The 19,487-nt window shown below is 67.1% G+C and carries 16 protein-coding genes and 3 pseudogenes; 6 read left to right on the top strand and 13 right to left on the bottom strand.

What is annotated here, in order from left to right:
* Positions 1 to 748 precede the first annotated feature (748 nt).
* Both SALPAC6_RS0120220 and SALPAC6_RS0120215 read right to left on the bottom strand, forming a co-directional pair.
* Entirely contained in the window at positions 749 to 1,756 is a 1,008-nt protein-coding gene (locus tag SALPAC6_RS0120220; RefSeq protein ID WP_223874447.1) for an AAA family ATPase, read from the bottom strand.
* Between the two features lie 682 nt (positions 1,757 to 2,438).
* Positions 2,439 to 3,566 carry a sigma-70 family RNA polymerase sigma factor gene (locus SALPAC6_RS0120215; protein WP_018255156.1) on the bottom strand — a complete coding sequence of 376 codons (1,128 nt, stop codon included), beginning with the start codon at positions 3,564 to 3,566 and terminating at the stop codon, positions 2,439 to 2,441.
* Between the two features lie 282 nt (positions 3,567 to 3,848).
* Here SALPAC6_RS0120215 and SALPAC6_RS28225 point away from each other — a divergent pair, with 282 nt between their 5' ends.
* Positions 3,849 to 5,093 (top strand): XRE family transcriptional regulator, encoded by a 1,245-nt coding sequence (locus SALPAC6_RS28225; RefSeq protein WP_223874295.1) that lies wholly within the window; start codon positions 3,849 to 3,851, stop codon positions 5,091 to 5,093.
* 524 nt (positions 5,094 to 5,617) lie between these two features.
* On the opposite strand, the pseudogene SALPAC6_RS30445 reads toward SALPAC6_RS28225, so the two are convergent.
* The 3 pseudogenes from SALPAC6_RS30445 to SALPAC6_RS31055 all read right to left on the bottom strand — a co-directional run.
* Positions 5,618 to 6,126: pseudogene (locus tag SALPAC6_RS30445) on the bottom strand (tyrosine-type recombinase/integrase); the annotation flags it as partial.
* 78 nt (positions 6,127 to 6,204) lie between these two features.
* Positions 6,205 to 6,720, bottom strand: a pseudogene (locus tag SALPAC6_RS26375) (replication initiator); the annotation flags it as partial.
* Between the two features lie 1,315 nt (positions 6,721 to 8,035).
* Positions 8,036 to 8,182: pseudogene (locus SALPAC6_RS31055) on the bottom strand (SMI1/KNR4 family protein); the annotation flags it as partial.
* Between the two features lie 260 nt (positions 8,183 to 8,442).
* On the opposite strand from SALPAC6_RS31055, the gene SALPAC6_RS0120195 reads away from it, so the two are divergent.
* Positions 8,443 to 9,009 carry an NUDIX hydrolase gene (locus SALPAC6_RS0120195; protein ID WP_018255152.1) on the top strand — a complete coding sequence of 189 codons (567 nt, stop codon included), beginning with the start codon at positions 8,443 to 8,445 and terminating at the stop codon, positions 9,007 to 9,009.
* 3 nt (positions 9,010 to 9,012) lie between these two features.
* On the opposite strand, the gene SALPAC6_RS0120190 is transcribed toward SALPAC6_RS0120195, so the two are convergent.
* The gene (locus SALPAC6_RS0120190) at positions 9,013 to 10,449 is read right to left on the bottom strand and encodes a helix-turn-helix domain-containing protein (RefSeq protein WP_026189893.1); all 1,437 of its coding nucleotides are present in this window, start codon (positions 10,447 to 10,449) and stop codon (positions 9,013 to 9,015) included.
* 147 nt (positions 10,450 to 10,596) lie between these two features.
* Between SALPAC6_RS0120190 and SALPAC6_RS0120185 the strand changes: the two genes are divergently transcribed.
* Positions 10,597 to 10,929 carry a hypothetical protein gene (locus tag SALPAC6_RS0120185; protein WP_018255150.1) on the top strand — a complete coding sequence of 111 codons (333 nt, stop codon included), beginning with the start codon at positions 10,597 to 10,599 and terminating at the stop codon, positions 10,927 to 10,929.
* 3 nt (positions 10,930 to 10,932) lie between these two features.
* Positions 10,933 to 11,205 (top strand): hypothetical protein, encoded by a 273-nt coding sequence (locus SALPAC6_RS0120180; protein WP_018255149.1) that lies wholly within the window; start codon positions 10,933 to 10,935, stop codon positions 11,203 to 11,205.
* Positions 11,206 to 11,833: 628 nt separating this feature from the next.
* On the opposite strand, the gene SALPAC6_RS0120175 is transcribed toward SALPAC6_RS0120180, so the two are convergent.
* The 6 genes from SALPAC6_RS0120175 to SALPAC6_RS0120155 form a co-directional block, all read right to left on the bottom strand.
* Complete coding sequence (locus tag SALPAC6_RS0120175) at positions 11,834 to 14,140, bottom strand: FtsX-like permease family protein (protein WP_018255148.1); 2,307 nt, start codon at positions 14,138 to 14,140, stop codon at positions 11,834 to 11,836.
* Positions 14,137 to 14,862 carry an ABC transporter ATP-binding protein gene (locus SALPAC6_RS0120170; protein ID WP_026189892.1) on the bottom strand — a complete coding sequence of 242 codons (726 nt, stop codon included), beginning with the start codon at positions 14,860 to 14,862 and terminating at the stop codon, positions 14,137 to 14,139. Before SALPAC6_RS0120170 ends, SALPAC6_RS0120175 begins: the two co-directional genes overlap by 4 nt.
* The gene (locus SALPAC6_RS29755; RefSeq protein WP_018255146.1) at positions 14,859 to 15,011 is read right to left on the bottom strand and encodes a hypothetical protein; all 153 of its coding nucleotides are present in this window, start codon (positions 15,009 to 15,011) and stop codon (positions 14,859 to 14,861) included. Before SALPAC6_RS29755 ends, SALPAC6_RS0120170 begins: the two co-directional genes overlap by 4 nt.
* Positions 15,012 to 15,064: 53 nt before the next feature.
* Positions 15,065 to 15,595 (bottom strand): PadR family transcriptional regulator, encoded by a 531-nt coding sequence (locus SALPAC6_RS0120165; RefSeq protein ID WP_026189891.1) that lies wholly within the window; start codon positions 15,593 to 15,595, stop codon positions 15,065 to 15,067.
* A 224-nt stretch (positions 15,596 to 15,819) separates the two neighbouring features.
* Positions 15,820 to 16,428 carry a hypothetical protein gene (locus tag SALPAC6_RS30440; RefSeq protein ID WP_223874294.1) on the bottom strand — a complete coding sequence of 203 codons (609 nt, stop codon included), beginning with the start codon at positions 16,426 to 16,428 and terminating at the stop codon, positions 15,820 to 15,822.
* 317 nt (positions 16,429 to 16,745) lie between these two features.
* Entirely contained in the window at positions 16,746 to 17,222 is a 477-nt protein-coding gene (locus SALPAC6_RS0120155; protein WP_018255143.1) for a peroxiredoxin family protein, read from the bottom strand.
* A gap of 114 nt (positions 17,223 to 17,336) precedes the next feature.
* Here SALPAC6_RS0120155 and SALPAC6_RS0120150 point away from each other — a divergent pair, with 114 nt between their 5' ends.
* Together SALPAC6_RS0120150 and SALPAC6_RS0120145 are read left to right on the top strand one after the other, a co-directional pair.
* Complete coding sequence (locus SALPAC6_RS0120150; protein ID WP_018255142.1) at positions 17,337 to 17,960, top strand: TetR/AcrR family transcriptional regulator; 624 nt, start codon at positions 17,337 to 17,339, stop codon at positions 17,958 to 17,960.
* A 138-nt stretch (positions 17,961 to 18,098) separates the two neighbouring features.
* Complete coding sequence (locus tag SALPAC6_RS0120145; RefSeq protein ID WP_018255141.1) at positions 18,099 to 18,305, top strand: hypothetical protein; 207 nt, start codon at positions 18,099 to 18,101, stop codon at positions 18,303 to 18,305.
* Between the two features lie 80 nt (positions 18,306 to 18,385).
* Here the strand turns inward: SALPAC6_RS0120145 and SALPAC6_RS0120140 are convergent, their stop codons facing one another.
* On the bottom strand, positions 18,386 to 19,408 hold the full coding sequence (locus tag SALPAC6_RS0120140) for a phosphatidylinositol-specific phospholipase C domain-containing protein (protein ID WP_188115256.1): 1,023 nt from the start codon (positions 19,406 to 19,408) through the stop codon (positions 18,386 to 18,388).
* Positions 19,409 to 19,487: the final 79 nt, after the last annotated feature.

The following is a 19,487-nucleotide window of genomic DNA, read 5'->3' as shown; positions in this document are numbered from 1 at the left end:
TGGTGCCGGCGGGGTTGGCCCTGGGTGGTGGGTTGCGGTCGCGCAGCTGTGTCGGCTGCATTCGCTTGTTGGGCTGGTTTGGTGGGTGAAGTGGCGGTGGCCGCGACCCGCGACCGGGGGGTGTTGGTGCTGGCTAGGCCGGTTGCGGTGCGGGTCGCGCCGACGCGACTGGTTGCGGAGGGGCCGCGACCTGGCGGCGGGGTGGCGGATGCGCCCTGGCCGTAACGCATCGCGTGGAGCTGCCGGCCTGGGTGACAACCGTGGTTGTCGGGGTGCGGCCGGTGTGAGGGCGTGTAGAGGCCGTGAGGGCAGAGGTGAGGGGTGGGGTGAGGCTGCATTTGAGGGCTGAACCCCCCCTGTTGGTGTAGAGGCCTCACGCCCTCACGGGCAGGTCAGTGGGTACTACAGAGGCGTGAGGCCTCTACAGGTGTGAGGGCTGCGTGAGGGGTGGCGTGTAGAGGCCTCACACCTTGTGTGGTCCGACGCGCTGGGGGGTGGGTGGTGGTGGCGTTGACACGTTGACACTTCCTCGTGATCGTGGTGTTTGTGCTGGTCGGGGTGGGTGTTGTGCTGTCAGCGCTGCCCGTTGACAGGCGTTGACAGCGTTGACACCTGGCCGCAGTCTTCGGGGTGACGGTGGGTAACGGATTGGGTGGTTGGGGTGCCAGTTGGCTCCAGTTGGCTCAGTTGGCTCACCTCTCGGAAGCTGAGCTAACTGAGCCGACTGTGAGCTGACTGTCCCGACTGGTTACGGTGCGTGGTGGAGGTCGAGGCGCCAGAGTGAGGTGGCGGGGAACCCGGCGCGGCTGGTGGTGACTTTGGCTCGGGTGCGGGCTCGTTTGAGGGTGGCTTCGGCGAAACCGGCGGCGCGGGCGGCTTTGAGCACGTCTTCGCGGGCGGCTTCGCCTCCTTGGCTGGTGAGGTAGGCGGTGAGCCAGTCGGCGCACTCGGCGCGTTCGGTGCGGTCTTCCCGATCACCCCCGCCGCCGGCCTCGCCGAGGATGTCGGCCACGGATCGGTCGGACTGGCCGGTGATGGTGAGTTTCCCGACGTGGGCGGGGCCTTCGTCGGTGGGGATCTCGACGGATTCGACGGTGTAGCGCAGGGAGGGCAGGTCGAGTCGGCCGAGGTTGTTCTTGGCTTGGGACATGACGCACGAGCCGTCGTCGGCGTCGTCGTCGCGGGCGATCGCGATGACCGCGCGGGCGACGGCGGAGAACGCTCGGGAGCCGGTGATTAGGTTGAGGGCGTCGGGGTTGGCGGACTTGTTGAAGTGGGCCAGGCCGACGACGGCGCATCCGGTGCGGTCGGCCATCGTCACTAGGGGCTCCAGGGCGGTGCGTAGGTCACGGTCTCGGTGGGTGTCGATCCCGGAATGGATCAGTGACAGCAGCGGGTCGGCGGCGAGTAGGGCCACGCCGAGGCGGCGGATCTCGTGGCCGAGGGCGGTGCAGTCTCGGGGCAGGGTTAGGGCGTCGATGCCGCCGTCGTGTTGCACGTCGACCCGGTACACCAGGTCCAGGTCGGCTCCGGCGGCGTGAAGGCGGGGGCCGATGGTGTGCGCCCAGGAATCCTCGGTGGCGGCGTAGATGACCGGTCGGGGGTTGCCGTGGTGTCGTCCCGGCAGCACACCTTGGGTGATCTGCGCGGTTAGCCACGCCAGGGTCAACGACTTGCCGATTCCCTCGCGGCCGGGGATCACGGTCAGCGCGCCGGAGGGGATGCGGTCGGTCCACGTCCATGACACCGGCCGCATGCGGATTTGGGAGGCGGGGGTCAGCAGGATCTGCCGGCCGGACCCGGCGGGATCGGTGGGGCTTGCGGGGTCGGGAGTGTGGACCGGTTCACCGTCTGGCCAGTGGCCTGGAACGGGGCCGGTCACGGGCGCTGGGGCGGGGGGCATCTCTGGGTCAGATCTGCTGAACCACTGCTGCGTGTGGTCAGGTCCGTGCGCCACCCCGGCTGATGATGGTTCAGCAGGTTGTGGTGGTCGTAGACCCGGGTACGAAGATCCGGGCCGGTGGGTCTGTGGTGGTGGTTGTGGTGGTGGTGGTGAGTCCGGCGTCAGCCGGTCCATTCTGTCGGTCGTGCTACTCACAGGTGGCTCCGTTTCGTGTCCAGGTCAAGGGTGGGTTCGGGTCGGTCCACCCCCGGGTTCGCGACGCCACGCTGACGCCCGAGCCCGGGGTAGCGCGGATGCCGGGACGATCACCAGAAGTCGTTCGGAAGGTGCCGGTCGCCGTCCGGAAGACCGTCCGCGCGGCCCGCCCGGAAGGGCTGTTTTCCCCGGTTGATGCCGTCCGGACGACGGCAGAACGGGGCTGGCGGTGCCGCCTTTTTCGCCGGGGGGAGGCGCGGCCCCATGGAGATGTCAAACAACGAGTAGCCAGGCGACCTGGCCGTACCGGCCCGCTGCCGGCACCAGGAACAGCGAGGGATCAGGCGACGGCGAGGGTGTGGCCCTGGCCGGCGAGCATGTGCCGGGCGCGGTGCCAGGTCGTGCCGACCGTGCTGGTCGTGCGGCCCACCGCCTCGGCGATGGCCTTGTGGGACATGCCGGCCAGGCGAAGCTGCACGATGCGCCGCGCCGCCGGGGGTAGCGACTCCACGGCGGCATCCAGGCTTGCCGGGGCCGGCTCGCCCGTCGCGTCGGTGGCGGGCACGGAAGCCGCCTTGGCCATCAGCCCGTGCTCAGCGAAGGCCAGGCACGCCCGGTGCCAGTGCGACTTGACCGTGTTGACCGGGCAGCCCATCACCTCGGCGATGGCCTCGTTCGTCCAGCGCTCCAACTTCAACTGCGCCACCCGGCGGGCGCCGGCCGGCAGGGAATCCGCAGCGGCCCGAAACGCCGCCCGGTCAAAGCGCGCCGGCAGGCTCAGCCGCTTCGACGGACGCACCGTCGGCCGACACACCCCCGACCGGGTGCCCGCCTCGGGCTGCTCCGGTGCCACGCGCCGCCGCAGACTGTCGAAGGCGTTCACCCACGCCCTGTTGACCTGCTCCACGCTCAACCCGAGCCGGTCCGCGATCTCCTCACCGGTAAGGCCGTCCAGCCGCAGCCGGGCCACCTCGCCCTGGCGGGCCGGCAGCGCGTCCAGCACCTCGACCAGTACCGCGAGCATCTGCTGACGCTGCGCGCTCACACCCTGCGCCGTCTCGGCCATGCTGCTCAACAGCGGCGCGTCATCGGCCCACGTCCCGGCGTCCTCACTCGGCAACTCCCGCCACACGTACGCCAGCTTCCGCCTGCTGGAATGCCGCGTGATCCCGTACAGCCAACGCACAAACGACCGCTCATCACAGTCGTCGGTCAGCCGGAACCGGTCGATCTGCGCCACCGCCGTTGCCCACGTCTCCGCCGCAACGTCCTCGGCCAACACCCGATTGCCGTCCAGCCGCCGCACCGCGAACCGCAGGATCTCCGCCGAATACCGCCGGAACAGCGGATCTAACGCCTCCCGCTCACCCGACTGCGCCAGCTTCACCAGCTCAACCGTCGACATCTCCGACAGCTCGGACAGCGAACGACCGTTTCCGGGCAGCATCGAGCTACGCTTGACCTGCATCTTCTACTCCTTCACCAGGGGAGAGCGGTTGATGTACCGGCCTCAGCGGGTGCCAGCCCGCTGAGGCCAACTTTCGAAGGTGAGTACTAACTCAGCTAGCAATCACCCTCAGCCGGAAAGTACTAGCTCAGCTAGCACTTCGTCAACCACCGCCGGGAAGCCGCTCCGACTTCGACTCCCGACATCCACAGTGGCCGAAGGCAGGGCAGGCTGCGAGTGTCATCGATGGGGACAGGCCGTTGTCCCCTCCCGTCACCACACGAGTGCCGGGATACTGGACACATGGGGATCGAGGGCACGCAGGGCGACGACAGGCCCGTCTGGGCACGACGGATGCGGGCGGAGCGGCAGGCACGAGGGTGGTCCCAGACGGACGCAGTTCGGGCGCTGGAAGGCCATGCCGACAAGAGCACCCCCTCCACTTCTAGCCTGCTTCGAAATTGGAAGCGATGGGAGGGCGGCGAGGCTGAGCCTGACGACTTCTACAAGCCGCTCATCGCGAAGGCGTTCGGAACCGTCAGCGCCGCATTCTTTCCTCGCCCCGGGAACCGGAGTGGAGATATCGAGCTACTCAGCGGCACCGGGATGGACACGCTAGAGCTAGTTTCACGCCTACGCACATCTGATGTGTCCCCCGCGACCTTAGAGGCACTGCGGATTACCGCCGACCGCCTCTGTTCCGAATACCCCTACATGGACCCTCAACAGCTTGCTATTGAAGGTCACGCTTGGCTGCGGCGGATTTGCAGCCTACTGGACCGTCGCCTAACGCTGCTACAGCATCAGGAGGTTCTCTCGCTAGCGGGAACAGTTTCCCTCTTGATCGGATGCGTAGAATACGATATGGGTCAACGCCACAAAGCGAGATCCACGCGACGTGCCGCACTCTCCCTAGGCGAGGAAGCCGGCGACGCCGATGTGATGGGCTGGGCGCACGAAATGGCCGCTTGGTTCGCCATTACCCAGGGCGACTACCGTGGCGTGATCGCGGCAGCGAACGCAGGCGAGTTCGTTGCTGGCCGGAGGAGCGTTACCGCCCAGCTCGCAGCTCAGAAGGCCAAGGCATGGGCACGCATCGGGGATCGACGCGAGATGGAGAAGTCTCTAGACCAGGGCCGGGAAGTCTTGGAGACTCTTCCCTATCCAGAAGATCTCGATCACCATTTTGTGGTTGATCCTTCGAAGTTCGACTTCTACGCAATGGACTGCTATCGACTGTTCGGCGACAATGATCGGGCACGTGTCTATGCCGCAGAGGTGATACGGTCCTCGACCGACCTAGACGGAACACCTCGAAAGCCCATGCGAATCGCGGAAGCAAAAATAACTCTCGGCGTAGTATCGGCTCGCGAGGGAGATGTTGAACAAGCGGTAGCGCTCGGACGAAGTGCAATATCCGGCGAGCGAAAATCGCTTCCCTCGCTACTCATGGTATCAGGCGAGCTTCGCAACATTCTTACCGAGAAATACCCCTCAGAACCACAAGCAGCAGGATTCCTGGAAGAGCTACAGGGGCTTACGCTTTGACTTTCTACTCCCTGATACCGAAGCGACCTCCGACGCCAGGACGGGGCCTACCTGCGTGCCATTCGATGATTCGCTTTGGTCGCCACATGTGCGTACGTCCAACCGTCATGTCGGGGGCGGGCATCTGATCCCGCTTTCGGTACGTCGCCACCGTGGCGACCCGGACACCGATGTAGGCAGCCACGTCCGAGGTTGTCCACCACTCGGCTTGCGGGTCTGGCGTCGTCGTCACCCCGCCATTGTGCCGTCCGGGTCGTTCGAACCGCATGCAGCGTCGGCGGCAGTCAGCAGGTTGTCAGCAAACCAGACCGCAGAGGATGGCAACCGGCGACAGCAGACATGCAAGCGCGCTGCACTGCGACGCAACGGATGGCAACGCTTGACGGCGGTTGACGGCACCCACGGCCGTTCGGGACGAAGAGGTCGTCGGTTCGAATCCGGCCACCCCGACCGAGTCAGGGGGCACATCCAATCGATGGATGTGCCCCCTAGTACGTCTGTACAGCAGTGGAGTACAGCAGCAGTCAGCGCAGGCTCTCGCCCAGGCGCTTGAGCGCGTCTGGGGTGGCGTCCGACGACGCCTGCGAATAGATCTCCATCGTCACCGACACCTCCGCGTGCCGGAGCACCTGCATGATGACGCGCGGGTGCACGTCCAGGTCGACGAGCAGGGTCGCGCAGGTACGCCGGGCGTCATGCACGGTGATCCTCCGGACCCGGCGCGGGCGCAGCGGGCGTCCCAGGAACGGTTGAAGTTGCGCGGCTCGATGGGGGTCCCGTAGCGGGTGGTGAACAGCAGCGGCGAGCCCTGCCAGGCGATGCCCGCCTGGTCGCGGTCTGCCTGCCTCGCCTGCTGGCGGAGGTCGAGTGCCGCCGCGCAGATGTCCGGCAGCGGGAGCGTGGCGTCCGAGGTCTGCGTCTTGGTCTCCCGGTGCAGCAGTTGGCCGCCGACCCGCTGCAACTGCCAGCCGATCCACAACTCCCCCGCCGCCAGGTCCACGGTGTCCCCGGTGAGGCCGAGCACCTCACCCTTCGCCGTTGGCGCGGGTGCGGGCGGGCATCAGGACGGCGACCTCAACCGGGGAGTACCACCGTGGGGTGAGGTGTCGGGTCATGCCGCCACCCCCGACCACGCCTCGTGGGCGAGTTCCTCGCGGCCGAGACGTTGGCGTTCCCGGCGTTGGGCGGCAGCAGTGCTGGGGAGCAGGGCGTCGCCGTCGGTGAGCCAGCCGGAGCCGACGAAGGCCAGCGTGCCGACGGTGACCGTACCGGCGGTGTCGTCGCTGCCGGCGGTGTCGGTGTGCTCGGTGCGGCGGTAGGCGACGCGGATGTCGCGGAGCAGGCCGAAGGTGACCGAGTAGCGGCGGGCCTTGGTGAGGAAGTGGCCGCCGTAGCCGAGCATGTGCGCCCAGCGGCGCAGCCCGGCGTACTCGTTCAGTGTGGGGTCAAGGTCGCCTTGACGGCCTTCTGTCTTCCTGGCTGTCCGGGTGACGTGGTGCCGGGTGGGGCGGCCGAGTCGCCAGCAGGCGCCGACGAGCCGGGCGAGGTGGTCGCCTTCCGGGTCGGCGTAGGCGTCGACGGTGTCCGGGCCCCGGAAGGCTACGGCAGCATGGCTGCCAGCTCGGGTGGGAGGACTTTCTGTACATCTATCAAGGCGGCCCGCAACGGGCCGGGTGGGGAAGTGGTGGGGTTCGTCGCCCGCAGCCGGCCGCGCCGCGCCGGAGCGACGCGGCGCAGGGCAGGGCACGCCGGGTCCGCGCGGCGGCTCACCGCCCGTGAGGTACAAGTGATCACGACCACAGAACTACTTGTCGAGCTTGGGGTCGCCGTCAGACAAGTTGGGTGACTAACTGAGTCACGGCCGGGGGCGAGCGACGCCGGACGTTTGTGGACGCCGATGGACCGTTCGCGCAAGTAGATTCCGCTGCTCGCCCAGCTCATCGACGGATGATTATTCCTTGACGCCGAAGAGGTCACTGGTCCGATTCTGGCGCGGCCCGGGCAACGGTACGCGCACTATAAATCAGTACGGCTGTGATAAATGCGGGCACAAAGGACGCTGCGAGCCCGAGTTGACCCAGTTCAACCCATACTGGAGTTATTCGACCGAATGCGTCCGGCAATGCTTCATCAATCCCTGTTGGTTCGTCAGATAGCCATAACCATCCCCCGGCCCCACAACAGCAAAGCACGCTAAGCAGGCTCGTCGCGAGGGTGGCTACTCGCGCACTCTGTTGACCCGTCCTGACCCACAACGCGACGCCAACCAATGCGGGCGCGAAGAAGAGTGCATACCACAGGGTAAGCTGAGCCTGGAAATGGAAGTAGGACGCCTTGAGTGCGATCGAACCGCTGTCTATCGGGGTGCTGGAACGAGCCGCTGCATCGTTTACAGCAGCATCGATCTCCCCTTGATGGTATGCGGCGGAAATCGCCGCGAATATTAGCAACGACGCCTGAAGAATCAACAATGCGATTGCGATGTTGACTTCCAGCGGGAGGCGCCGAGGCGGTAGCCCGCCAGCTGAGTTCGTGCTAGTCGGAACCACGAGGTGATGCTAGATGGCGATCAACGCCTAACGCTCGCCAGGGTGACGGTGCATCCACGGGAGACCATGACGGTGGTGACTCGCACCGCAGCTCGGTGTCTTCCCAAGCTGCGCATCGACCGGTGACCGTATGCTCACAGACCCGGAGGTCGGTGCCCCGCCGCGTGCCCGTCCGGTTGGTCAACAGGGGTCAACTACAGACACACCGACAGGGGGCCCGGGGCACACAGGGGGCACAAGACACCGTGAAAGGTCGTCAAACAGCGAACAACCATGACAGCCCGAGAGGTCGAGTGACCAGGTGTCGGACGGTGTCGCCGCCAGCAGCGGGACAGTGGCTCTTAGCTCCGCTTCAACGTCTGACCGACTCGCTGTTCCGTCGCGGACTGGAGATCAGTCGTCGAGGTCGTACTCGGATTCGTCGACCAGGCCCGTCACGAAGGTCTTGAAGTCGGGGGCGAGGACCATGATCTGGTAGTTCCACTCTTGGTCGACGTGTACGACGGCGGGTTCACCAGGCGAGCGGTAGCCAAGGGACAGGTCGACGGTAGTCGGTTGGCGTCAGGTCCAGGAGCGCCGGTAGCCCTGCTGCTGTCGACAGCAACAGGGCCAGGCGGGGAGGGCCAAGGACGGAAAGTGGTGGATCAGTACCCGACGTCAGAGACGTGCGCGGACGCGCATGGACGGAGTGCCCAGGACTTACAAGCGAGGGGTCGGGCGGCTTGGCAGAACCGGGATGGTGCGGCCAGTAGGTGCCGCCTGTCGTGCAGGGTGTGGGGTTCGGCGCGGATACTGGCGGGGTGGTGGAGAAGCAGGCGGCGGAGTTGACTCGGTGGACGGTCCACGGTGAGCGGGTGGTGGATGACACCCGGCGGGCGCGGTTGAGTATTGCCGAGGTGGAGTTGCCGGATGGTGTTCGGTTCGAGCAGTACGTGATCCGGGCTCCCCGGTCGGCCATGGTCGCCGTGCTCGATGATCGGGAGCGCCTGTTGTTGATGCGGCGGCACCGGTTCGTGTTCGACCGGTGGGTGTGGGAGTTGCCCGGCGGCTATGTTGACGACGACGAGCACCCGGCGCAGTGTGCGGTGCGGGAGGTCGAGGAGGAGACCGGCTGGCGCCCCCGGGCGGTCGAGCCGTTGTTGTCCTTCCAACCCTGGGTCGGGACCGCCGACGCCGAGAACCTGCTGTTCCTGGCCCAGCGGGCCGAGTACATCGGCGCGCCGGTGGACGTGAATGAGGCGGAGCAGGTCGCGTGGATTCCGCTCGACGAGGCGTACGAGCTGGTGTCCCGGGGTGAGATCGTCGGTGCCGGCACGGTGGTCGCGGTGCTGGAGCTGGCCGCGCGTAAGGCCCGGGGGGAACTGTGATGGTCAGCGTCGCGGGCCGAGGGTGGCGTTGATGCGACCGGTGAAGTGCCGGACGGCGGGTAGTCGCCGGTGCGGGGCGAGTTGGGTTTGCAGGTCGCGGAGATAGCGGACGGCTCTGGCGGAGCGAAGTTGGGTGGTCAGGGTCAGGGCTTGCGCGCCAATGGCGCAGGCCCGTTCGGGTTGCCCCTGGTGGGCGTGGATGTTGGCGAGTAGGGCGAGGTTGAAGGCTTTGCCGCGTACGAAGTGATCGTTCATGCGTAGGGATCGGGCGGCGAAGCGTTCGGCGTGGGTGTTGCGGCCGAGGGCGTGGAAGCAGTGGCCGAACTTGGCGGACAGGTATGCCTCGTCGAAGTAGCTGAGCCATTGCGGGTCGGCGCTGCGGTCGGCTCGGTCGAGGGCTTGTTCTGCGTTATGCAGGGCGGTGGCGCAGGCTCGTTCGTCGTTGGCTTTGGCCAGGGCGTGGGCTTGCATGACGTGGGCTTCGGCGGTCAGGACGGGAAGTCCGGCGCGGTGGGCGGTCTGGCCCGCGGCGCGGGCGAGGTCGAGGCCGGCGGTGGTGTGACCGAGGTAGGTGGCCTGGTGGCTCATCGCGGCGAGGATCTCCGCGCCGAGGCCGTCGTCTGCGGCGGCGTGGGCGAAGTCCAGGGCGAGGGTGAGGTACCGCTGGGCGATGCCGTGTTGGGCGGTGTCGTACGCCTGCCAGCCGGCGAGTTGGGCCAGTTCGGCGGCGGCGCTGAGTAGCCGTTGGCCAGTGGGGTGGTCGAAGCGACCGTCGGTGAGCAGCGGGGTCACCTCCTGGTGGAGGTAGCGGGCGACAGTGTCACGGGCGTGCCCGCCGCCGTACTGGTTGTCCAACTGGCGGTAGGTCGCGGTCATGGCGCGGATGGTGTCGATCTCCGGTTGACCGACCGCGTTGCGGCCGGGCTGGGTGACCGGAGCCGGGTCGGGGGCGGTGAACCAGCGCAGTGCCGGCAGGGTGTAGCCGGCGGAGTGGAAGGCCACCTGCCGGAGTACGTCTCGACGGTTCACGTCACCTCGCCAAAGCTCTGCGGCACTGCGCACGTCGTCTTGCCAGGTCCGGTTGGCCGGCGGCTCGCCGAGCCGACCGGGAGTGAGCCCACCGCGGGTGAGCCGGCCGGGGGTGGCCGGAGATGTGGCCTGTCGGGGCGCCAGGCCCATCGTTACTCGCGCCCGGTTGGGCATCCGGCAGCCGTCGGCGATCCGCTCCAGGACGTCGATCGAGGTGACCTTGCGGCCGGCCATGATCCGGCTGACGTAGCCCTGTTCCAGCCCGACGGCGGCCCCGATCTGGCTCTGACTCGCCCCGGTGAGGCTGGCGATCAGACGGAACAGCGCGCCGATGTCGCGGGCGGCCAAGGCGGCCAGCACCTCGCCGTGCGACCACGCATCCTCCGGTATTCGTAGTGGATCGAGCAGCACGGCAGCTCCCAGCATCGCGTTCCGACTACTCAAGGTGTTCCGGCCGACAGCCTAGGGCGACCATTCACGCTGGTCGAGCCGTCCCATGTCACCGTGACATGACCGCTGGCCATGGGGCGGTCCGTCGCAGGGCGGGATGGTCGGCGCATGTTCTTCGATGTCGAAAATCCGCCCATCGAGCCGCCCACAGAGTGCCGGCGCCGCCTACTGTGGCGACTGGCTCGTGCCCTCTGGGAGGCCCACCGGCCAGACAGCGCCGGCTTCTGCGTGGTCGCCGGCTGCTGGCATGAGAACCACCGCCATCCCTGCCGGCTGGCCCAACTCGCCCAAGAGGGGATGCGAACCGCCTGCGGCGAAACAACCCCCGCCTCGCCGCCCTGGATCGCCGTCACCCGCCAGCGACTGACGGCCGGGGACATCGACCCCGTGGACGCCGTCGCCGAACTCCTCTGGCGCCACCGTCGCAGTGCGGGGCGGTGACCGATGGGAATCATCTACACCTCGACGGCCTTTCGAGAGTACGCCAAGGCGCAGGTGGCCTATGCGGATATCCTGCTGATCAAGCACTCCGAATTGGGTCTGAGCCTGTGCCGCTGCGGCCGACTCCACCCCTGCGACGACCGCCAGCACTGGCTACGCATGCGCGCCCACTTCGGGCAGTTCCTCATTGACGAGCAGTACAGCAGCGAAGTACAGCAACCCAACCCACCGAGACCGACCCAAAGCAGCCCCAACAGGCCAGACGACCTCGGATGACACCCGTCCAAGCCGGCCCGCCGAGAGTTCGGGACGAAGAGGTCGTCGGTTCGAATCCGGCCACCCCGACCGAGTCAGGGGGCACATCCAGTCGATGGATGTGCCCCCTGCTGTATGTGGTGTTTGACCAACTGAGTGACCACGTCGCGGCATCCGGCGCTGCGCCGGCGCTCCGACTCTTGCCACGCAACCGCCCGGCGGCTGGCACGGAGAGTGGGAGCGCCGACTGTGCGCAGGGCGGCTCCGGGTCAACGAGCAAGCTCGGAGGTGTCGCACCGCCCCGAAAGGATGCGGCCGGTCTGAGGATCGATGGTGTATTCGACCCTCGTTGGAGCCACCGTGTTGTCTGCGTCAACCGCAGGAGGCTCACAAACCGGAGACATATCAACCTGCAAGGGTCGATCCGCAGGCTCACCGGTGAGAACGCCAAGGGCAAGCATCACGCCGACGGCAATGAAAAGCCGAGGGTGCGGGCGTCGCAGCGGCGGCGAGCTGCGCGGTGGTGCATCTAGATCAATTACCGGCATACGGTACGTTAGCGTCTGGGTTAGGCCAAGGACCACCTTCCAACTCCAACCCGCCAGCGGCGGCCCGTGCGATAGCTGGCGACCATGCACCTCGCCCGGGTTTAGTCGGCGGCCAGTAGCCGGGGATCGATCGCCTCCCTGAGCGCGGGCAGCATCAGCGCCGCGGCGGCGAGCGCGGCCACCCCGCAGCCAGCCGCGGTCGCCGCCAGCTGCGCCCAGGGAATCGTCAGCTCGGGGTGGTCCGTGATGGCGAAGAACACCTCCGCTACCGGGACTGTGCAGGCTAGGCCGAGCAGTGCACCGGGCAGTAGGTTCGCCGCCGTTTGCCCCATTAGCACCATTCGCAGCGTGCGTACGGTGACTCCCTGCGCGCGCAGCGCGGCGACCGCGCGGCGCTCTTCGAGGAGTCGATCGAGCAGAGCCACCGCGAGGGAGAGCGTGGAGACGATGAAGGCCAGCACGAGCCCGGCCCAGGTAACCCGCTGATACATCGCACTCACCGACTGGTGTTCCTGGATCATCGCCGCCACGTCGCGGACCTCCCGACGGCCCCCCTCCTGAAGGCCCTGGATGGCCGTACGCACTCGTTCGACGGTGCCGGGGTCGCTGCTGGACACGGTCACCAGGAGCTGGGGTGTTAGGCCGGCGTGGAGCGCCTCCGCCGGCACGCCGGACATCGGCACGATCCCCAGACCGAGACTACCTAGCTCCTCCAGTCCTTCCGGGACACGCTCGAAGGCCGGGCCGTACCGGACCGGGCCGAGTTCGACGTAGTTGAGGCCGTCGGCGCTCTCGGAGTCGACTCGGATTGCCGCCAGCGGCCTCCCATCAGCCAGGCGACTCTGCTCACCCACACCCGTGAGGTAGGTGACCTCCGGGTCGCACTTGGGCAGTGGCGCGCGTAGCACGGTCGACAGGGCGGCGCAGTCACCGGCGGTCGCGTGCAGGCCTCCACTTGCCGCACCCTGGACACCCAGTTCCAGCTGGACCAGCAGTGCCACACCGGTGACCCCGGGCAGATCCAGTTCGCCTGGCTCCGGCGCCCGCTCGACGTTCGCGATCATCGTTTGCGGCTTGAGGCTCTGCTCCAGCCGAGCCAGTGACGAAGCGTTGGACGCGTCGGCCAGCGGCAGCACGGCGAGGAACCAGCCGGCGGCGAACACCAGGAGCGTGACGACGCCCACCACCCGGGCGGCGGAGCCCGCCGATGCCTGGGCGCGCCGGGCCGCAAGGAGCACGGTCGGATGGCGGTCCATCCGCAGCAGGAGCTTGGCGACGCCAAGGCAGAGCACTGGTGCGCCCACCAGTAGGCCGACCATGATCAGCACCCCGGCCAGGAAAAACGGCACAGCGGCGTCGGCCTGGGACAGGCTGGTCATGAGCAGCCAGCCGACCAGTGCCAGACCGGCGACCAGCGGCAGCAGCCGCCACCGCCCCGGTCGGGTTACCGCAGAACGTCGAACGACACCCAGCGGATTAATGATCATGCGTCGAAGCGCGCCCACGGCCGTCAACGTGGCGAACACCGGCAGCCCGACAATGATCGCCACGGCCGACGGGGCCGGCGGCAGGGCGTCGAGGAAGAACGCACCCCCGCCCGGCAACCAACGCGCCAGTACGGCGGTGAGCACCACGAAGCTGAGGCCGCCTCCCACCGCGCCCACGGCCGACGCCAGCCCGACCTCGGCCGCGGTGAGGATCCGCACCTGCGCGGCCGACATCCCGGTTAGCCGAAGTGCGGCGAGCCGGCGATTTCGTTCTTGTGAACCCCAGCGGACCGCGTTGACGACCAATGCGAGTAGTGGAAGCAGCAGGGCCGCGAGGCCAACCGGCACCGCCAGACGCAGCCCGCCCGGAAGGGGAGGAACATCCTTGGGCTTGGCACCCCAACCGGAGGACGGGACGTAGTCAGTGGGAAAAGCCGCGGGATCCGCGCCCATCCACAGGACCCACTCGCGCGGCCCGGTCAGGCCGGCATCCCCGACAGTGCCGATTATCGATTGCGGGTATCGCTCGCGCAGCGTCACGTCCGTCCGCAGCGCGGCCTCCACCTCCGGGGAGACGACGATCTCACCCGGACCCGGCAGGCGTTCCAGCCCCGGTGGTGGCGGCGCATCCGACCGGATCGCGGCCACCTCTTCCACCAGTAGCGGCTGATCCAGGTAGACATCGCTCCACCCACGAGTCAGCAGCGTGCCCGCCGACCGGTGCTCGCCCTTCTCCAGGGTGGAGGATCGGTCCGCCGCGCGGTCCCGCTGAGCCTCGCTCAGTGGCAACACCGCCGCGCCGGCGAGCAAGAACAACGCGGCCACCGCCATGCCGGCAGCCGTGAAGATGAATCGCAATCGCGATCGCGGGCTACCGAGCGCCAGTTGCCCGGCGAGTCCGACGACTCGGGCCAGGTTCAACGCGGCACCCCCGTCGCCGGGGAGGCCATCCGGCCGTCCCGCAGCACCAACTCACGTTCCGCGTACGCGGCGATCTTGTCGTCGTGGGTTACCAGCACGAGGGCGCAGTGGCGGTCTCGCACCTGCCGGGTCAACAGCTCCATCACCAGTTCCCCGTTGGCGCTGTCGAGCGCTCCCGTGGGTTCGTCGGCGAAGATGACATCTGGGTCGGTGGCCAGGGCTCTGGCCACCGCCACCCGCTGCTGCTGGCCGCCGGACATCTCACCGGGCCGGCGCCCGGCCAGGTCCACGACGTCGAGGTCCTGCAACCACCGCCGCGCGGTTTCCTTGGCCGGCTTCCGGCCGGTGCCGTTGAGGCGCAGGTTCAGCGACACATTTTCCAAGGCGGTCAGCTCCGGCACCAGGTGCCCGAACTGGAAGACGAAACCGAACCGTTGACGGCGCAGCGCACTGCGCTCACCGTCGGGCAGCGTGCGCAGGTCCCGCCCGTTGAGGCACACCTGCCCCTCGTCCGGAGTTACCAGCCCCGACAGGCAATGCAGAAGCGTCGACTTGCCGGAGCCACTCGAACCAATAATCGCGATACTGTCACCACGCACGATGGTCACCTCGACACCGTCCAAAGCGCGGGTCAGCCCGTAGCTGACTCGCAGCCCGCGCGCCTGCAGGAAGGGTGGACCAGACTGGTCCGGTGCCGACGAGAACTCCATTACCTGGTTCATCTCGGGGCGACCGAATCTTTCTGCGAGTCACTGGCCTTCAGCTCACGCTGCCCCTCGGCCGAGTGCGTTTCCGGCCCGGTGGCGACAGTCTTCACCTCCCGCAGACCATCCTCATCAACGAGGGCGTGCTTGGGTTTGTAGGTAGACATACTGCTCCTTCAGGTTGAACCCGGACCCGGACGCGACAGCCTCCGTCAGCGATTCACCCGATGAGATCCTGTCGAATCTTGGCCAGTCGCCGCTCGGTCGAATCAATCCAACGAAGGTCGGCATCGAGGTGCAGAATCGCCAAGTCAGCGGCGATCACGTCAATGTCGCGAGAGTCGGGGGAGGACTTGATCTTCGTCATGTCCCGCATAAGCGCACGGTGCGCCGCCCGCTGCACATCAAGCACCCGAGTGGCGTCTCGTTGGGTCAGCACGGCGAGCAACACTTTGGCGTACAGGTCCGGCTGGAGATACGGCTGGATTCCCTCTGGTTGAAAGAACCAGCGCTCCAACCCGGCCGCACCCGCCGGGGTCACCTCGAAAGATGTCCGCTCCGGGCCGCCGGCTCGCTCGACCCCCACCACATCGACCAGGCCGTCGCGCCGCAGTCGTTGGAGGGTGCTGTAGATCTGACCAGAGCGCAACGGCCGTCGGAGCCCAAGCACGGCGTCGTACTGTCTCCGCAGCTCATAGCCGTGCAGGGGACGCGGTTCCATCAGCGCAAGCAGGGTTTCTGGCACAGGCACGTGGAGCAGTATCCACTGAGTGGCTAGTGTTGGCAACCGCACCGAGCTGACCAGCTGACACCGAGCGACGACCTGAAGCTGGCGACGGCGCTGGCGCTGGTGCCGAGCAGTGACCTGATGCTGGTGCCGCACAGCAACGCCGAGCTCCACGCGCGCCCGCGCCGGTCGACGCACCGACGGCGCACCGATGGTGCACGGTGTGGTGCCTGTCGATGCGATGCCCGTTACTCGCCGCCCATCATCAGATCCAAGATCCGCTTCACGTAAGCGGTCAGAGTGGCCTTGATCTCCGATTCGTCGGGCAATGGTGAGTCGCCGACCATAATCGCAACCCTCACGGAGGTTGGCCCATCCAGCACAAAAACCAGGTCTCGACGAAACATCGCCTGCCCAGGCCGCAGGTCCGGCCGGTCAAACATGAACCAAGCCTTCGCCCCCACGCCCTCCAGCGGTTCAGCCAACTTCGAGAATTCCTGCCACCCCGACTCCGAAGGCTCCGGCTCCGCCGGCTCCGAACGCTTCAGAATCGTACTGACCTCGACCCTGACCACCGTCTGCTCGTCCCGCGCCGTCGCACTAACATGACATTCGCGGTCCTCCACATTGCTGGGCAGTGGCTCGAAATACTTGAATTGCGGAGACACTCCGGTGAGTTGGACCAACCAACTGTGGTCCAGCCGATCACAAATGTCGTCCAGCAGACGATAGTTGGCACTCGGAGTGACCGGCGCCGTCGACACGGCATCCCGCGCCAGCGGCGGGGCCTCCACGCACGCGGAAAGCGCCAGGACCAGTAGCGCCGCGGCACCCCTTCGAATTACGGCCGAAATCATGGGCGTAACTATCACACACCCGATCGAACCCTACAGCCGGCTGCTGGCATCCACTTCAGCTAGCCTCGAAACCGTAATCTTCCATCGCGTCCTCAGCCGCTGACCAGCACTACGCCTCAAGGTGCCGGTGCGGGCCACGAAATCAACCGCGACGAACCAGATCTAAACTGGATAAACCGGGTAGGGCAGCGGGAGGAACCCCCGGTTCCCTGATCGCCCGCCCCGGCGAGAGAGCCTGGCAGGAAGACTTCAACCCAGCGGGGTGAACCCCAACGCCTACCGCTACCAGGCTCCCGACGAACAGTGAATCCCCTCGGTCAGCTGCGTTCGCGGATGTAGCGGACCAGGCCGGCGACATCGTTGGGGGCCAGGCTACCAATCGCTCCGCTCGAGTAGACGGCCGTCAGCACGGTGCCGTCGGGCGCGAGGACGAACCCGGTCGACTGCAGGTGGTGCGGTTCGTCATTGACGTAGGCACCCGTCGCCTCGGCCACCGCGGCGATGTCGGCACTGTGCCCGACGGGGAAGCCGAGCCGACGATTCGCCACGAGCTGGCGAGAGGCTTCCTCGTCGTCAGAGGAGAGCGCAACGACCCGTACGCCGAGTGCGGCGAGGGTGTCGCTGGCCCGCTGGAACGCGGCGAGCTGTGCGTTGCAGTACGGACACCATGATCCACGGTAGATCAACACAACACCGAACTGGCCGGCGAGGTCGTCGGGCAGGTTGAGCGCGCCACCACCGACCGCGGGGACCTGAAGGTGCGGAAAGCGCTGTCCATTGCTGAGCCGAGCCACGTCGTTCTCCTTGTCACGCCGGCGCTCCCAAGCGCCGCAAGCTGGACTGACTAGTCCAGACTAGGTTGACAGAAACTGGACCAGCAAGTCCGGTTTCTTGCTAGGCTCGTTGCTATGACGACCGCGCAGCACACCTCCAAACTGACCGCCCGGGGAGCGGCGACCAGGACCCGCATCGTGACGGCCACCGCCGACCTCGTGCGCAAACACGGGGCGGCGGGCACGAGCCTCGACGAGGTGATGGCGGCGAGCAGGACCAGCAAGTCGCAGCTGTACCACTACTTCACGAACAAGGAAGATCTACTCCGAGCGGCCGCATGGCAGCAGACCGACCGAATCATGGCGACACAGCGCCCCGAGTTGGACCAGCTGGACTCGTTGGCCGGCCTGCGCCGCTGGCGCGACAAGTTCGTCGCGGCGCGCGACGAGGCCCAGAATGTGGGTGGCTGTCCGCTCGGATCTCTGGCCAGCGAACTCGCCGACGGCGATCCACAGACTCGGGACGTGCTACAGAAGTGCTTCACCGCGTGGGCATCCCCGCTGCTCATGGGACTGACCGCGATGCGCGACCAGGGACAGCTGAGGCCGGATGCCGATCCGGAAGCACTGGCCGAAGCCATCATGGCCGCCCTGCAGGGCGGGCTGCTGTTGAGCAAGACCTACCGGTCCAGCCGCCCACTCGCCCGAGCGCTGGACATGGCGATCGATCACGTGGCCAGCTTCGCCACCGTCCGGTAAGCCCTGGTGGCGATGACCGCTCCGAAATCACGACGGCGAAGGCGTAGGCGCCCGGAAGCGACTAACCATGGCACGCCTCGTTCAAAGCTAGGGCGCACCGGGTAAGGCAGTCACCAGCCGACGTCGAGGGAGACGACCATGGCGCGTCCGATACTGGAGCTGGACACGGAGGAACTGCGACAAATGGCCGTACGCGGCGGCATCGAGGGCGCGGTCGACATGAACCGGGAGGAACTCCTCGATTCTCTAATCGCCCGCCCCGGCGAGGGAGCCTGGCAGGAAGACCCCAAACCAGCAGCAGTCAACCCCAACACCTACCGCTACCAGGCTCCCGACGAACAGTAGCTCCCCTCGGGTCCGCGACGCGCCGGTGACAACACCCCGTCGCCGGCACGCCGCCGACCACAACGAACAAGCGAGGGCTGCTACACAGTCTCGTCCTGCTCCCCGCGCGGAACAACCATCGACTGGATCTGTGGCAGCTGGGTCCAGTCACTGGTGATGACGCTGGCGTTGGCGCCGGCCAGGAGCAGCAGTCGCTCCCGCGCCTCCGCTTCGGTGGGGTTGGTGCTGCTGATCGCGGGCGCCACCGCGTGCGCGCTGGTCATCACGAGGAGATAGTTGTTCGCCGCGAACCAGGTGGTGTCCCGGTTGAGCCAGCCGGAGGCCCCGCTGTCGAAGACGACGAACCAGGGGCGGATGTTGGCGTCGTACTGATCCCGCGGGTCGTCGCCGGCAGTCCCCTTGGCGGTGGGAAAGATCTGTGCGTCCTCGATCTCTCCTGATGCCGCGAGATCACGGAGATGCTCCGCGTACTGCTCATTGGTGGGCGCCCAGTCGAACGGGTTGCGGTTCTCCACGGTGCCGGGTACGACGTGGAGGAGCACGCGTCCGGCGAGCTCTTCCCGGGTGGGCCAGTTCCCCGCCTGGGCCGCGTCGTCGAGGGAGTCGTACCAACCCCCGCCGGGCTTGGCCAGCAGGTCCGCCGGCCGGAAGACACGATCACCGAGACGGCTCCGGACCAGGTTGTCGACCTGATCGACGCCCATGCCAAAGGCGGTGGCGAGGCCCAGCTTCGGTTCCACCTTGATCATGAGTGGGCCGCTGTCGGGGTGGGCCTCGAGCCAGACCCGGATGTTGTGCAGACAGTCGCCGAAGTGCTTGTTCCGGCTACCGGTGTAGAGGTCGGCGAGGGTTGACCCGGTGGTGCAGTTGTTGTTGTTGCTCAGTGGCTCGTCGTGGCTGACCTTCCACTTCCCGGTGAAGACGTTCGGCCAGATGTCGATCTCGATCAGGCTGGTGCCGGTGTCCAGCGCCTCAGCCAGGTAGTCGAAGGCCCCCCGTTCGTAGGTGTTGTGGAGTCCGACAGTGGTCGCGGACGCGAAGGGCATGTCGTTGGCCGGAGCGGCCACGGCTTGCTGGACCGGCACCGCCAGGCTTGCGATCATGATGGCGGCGACGGCGGACGCGCGACGTACTAACACTCATCCTCCTCGATGTTCAGGGTCAGCCGAGGCTAGCAGTAGA

It is taken from the genome of Salinispora mooreana, from assembly GCF_000379065.1.
Classification (GTDB): Bacteria; Actinomycetota; Actinomycetes; order Mycobacteriales; family Micromonosporaceae; genus Micromonospora; species Micromonospora mooreana.
The sequence above is the reverse complement of the archived record's forward strand: the minus strand, read 5'-3'. Positions and strand labels throughout refer to the sequence as shown.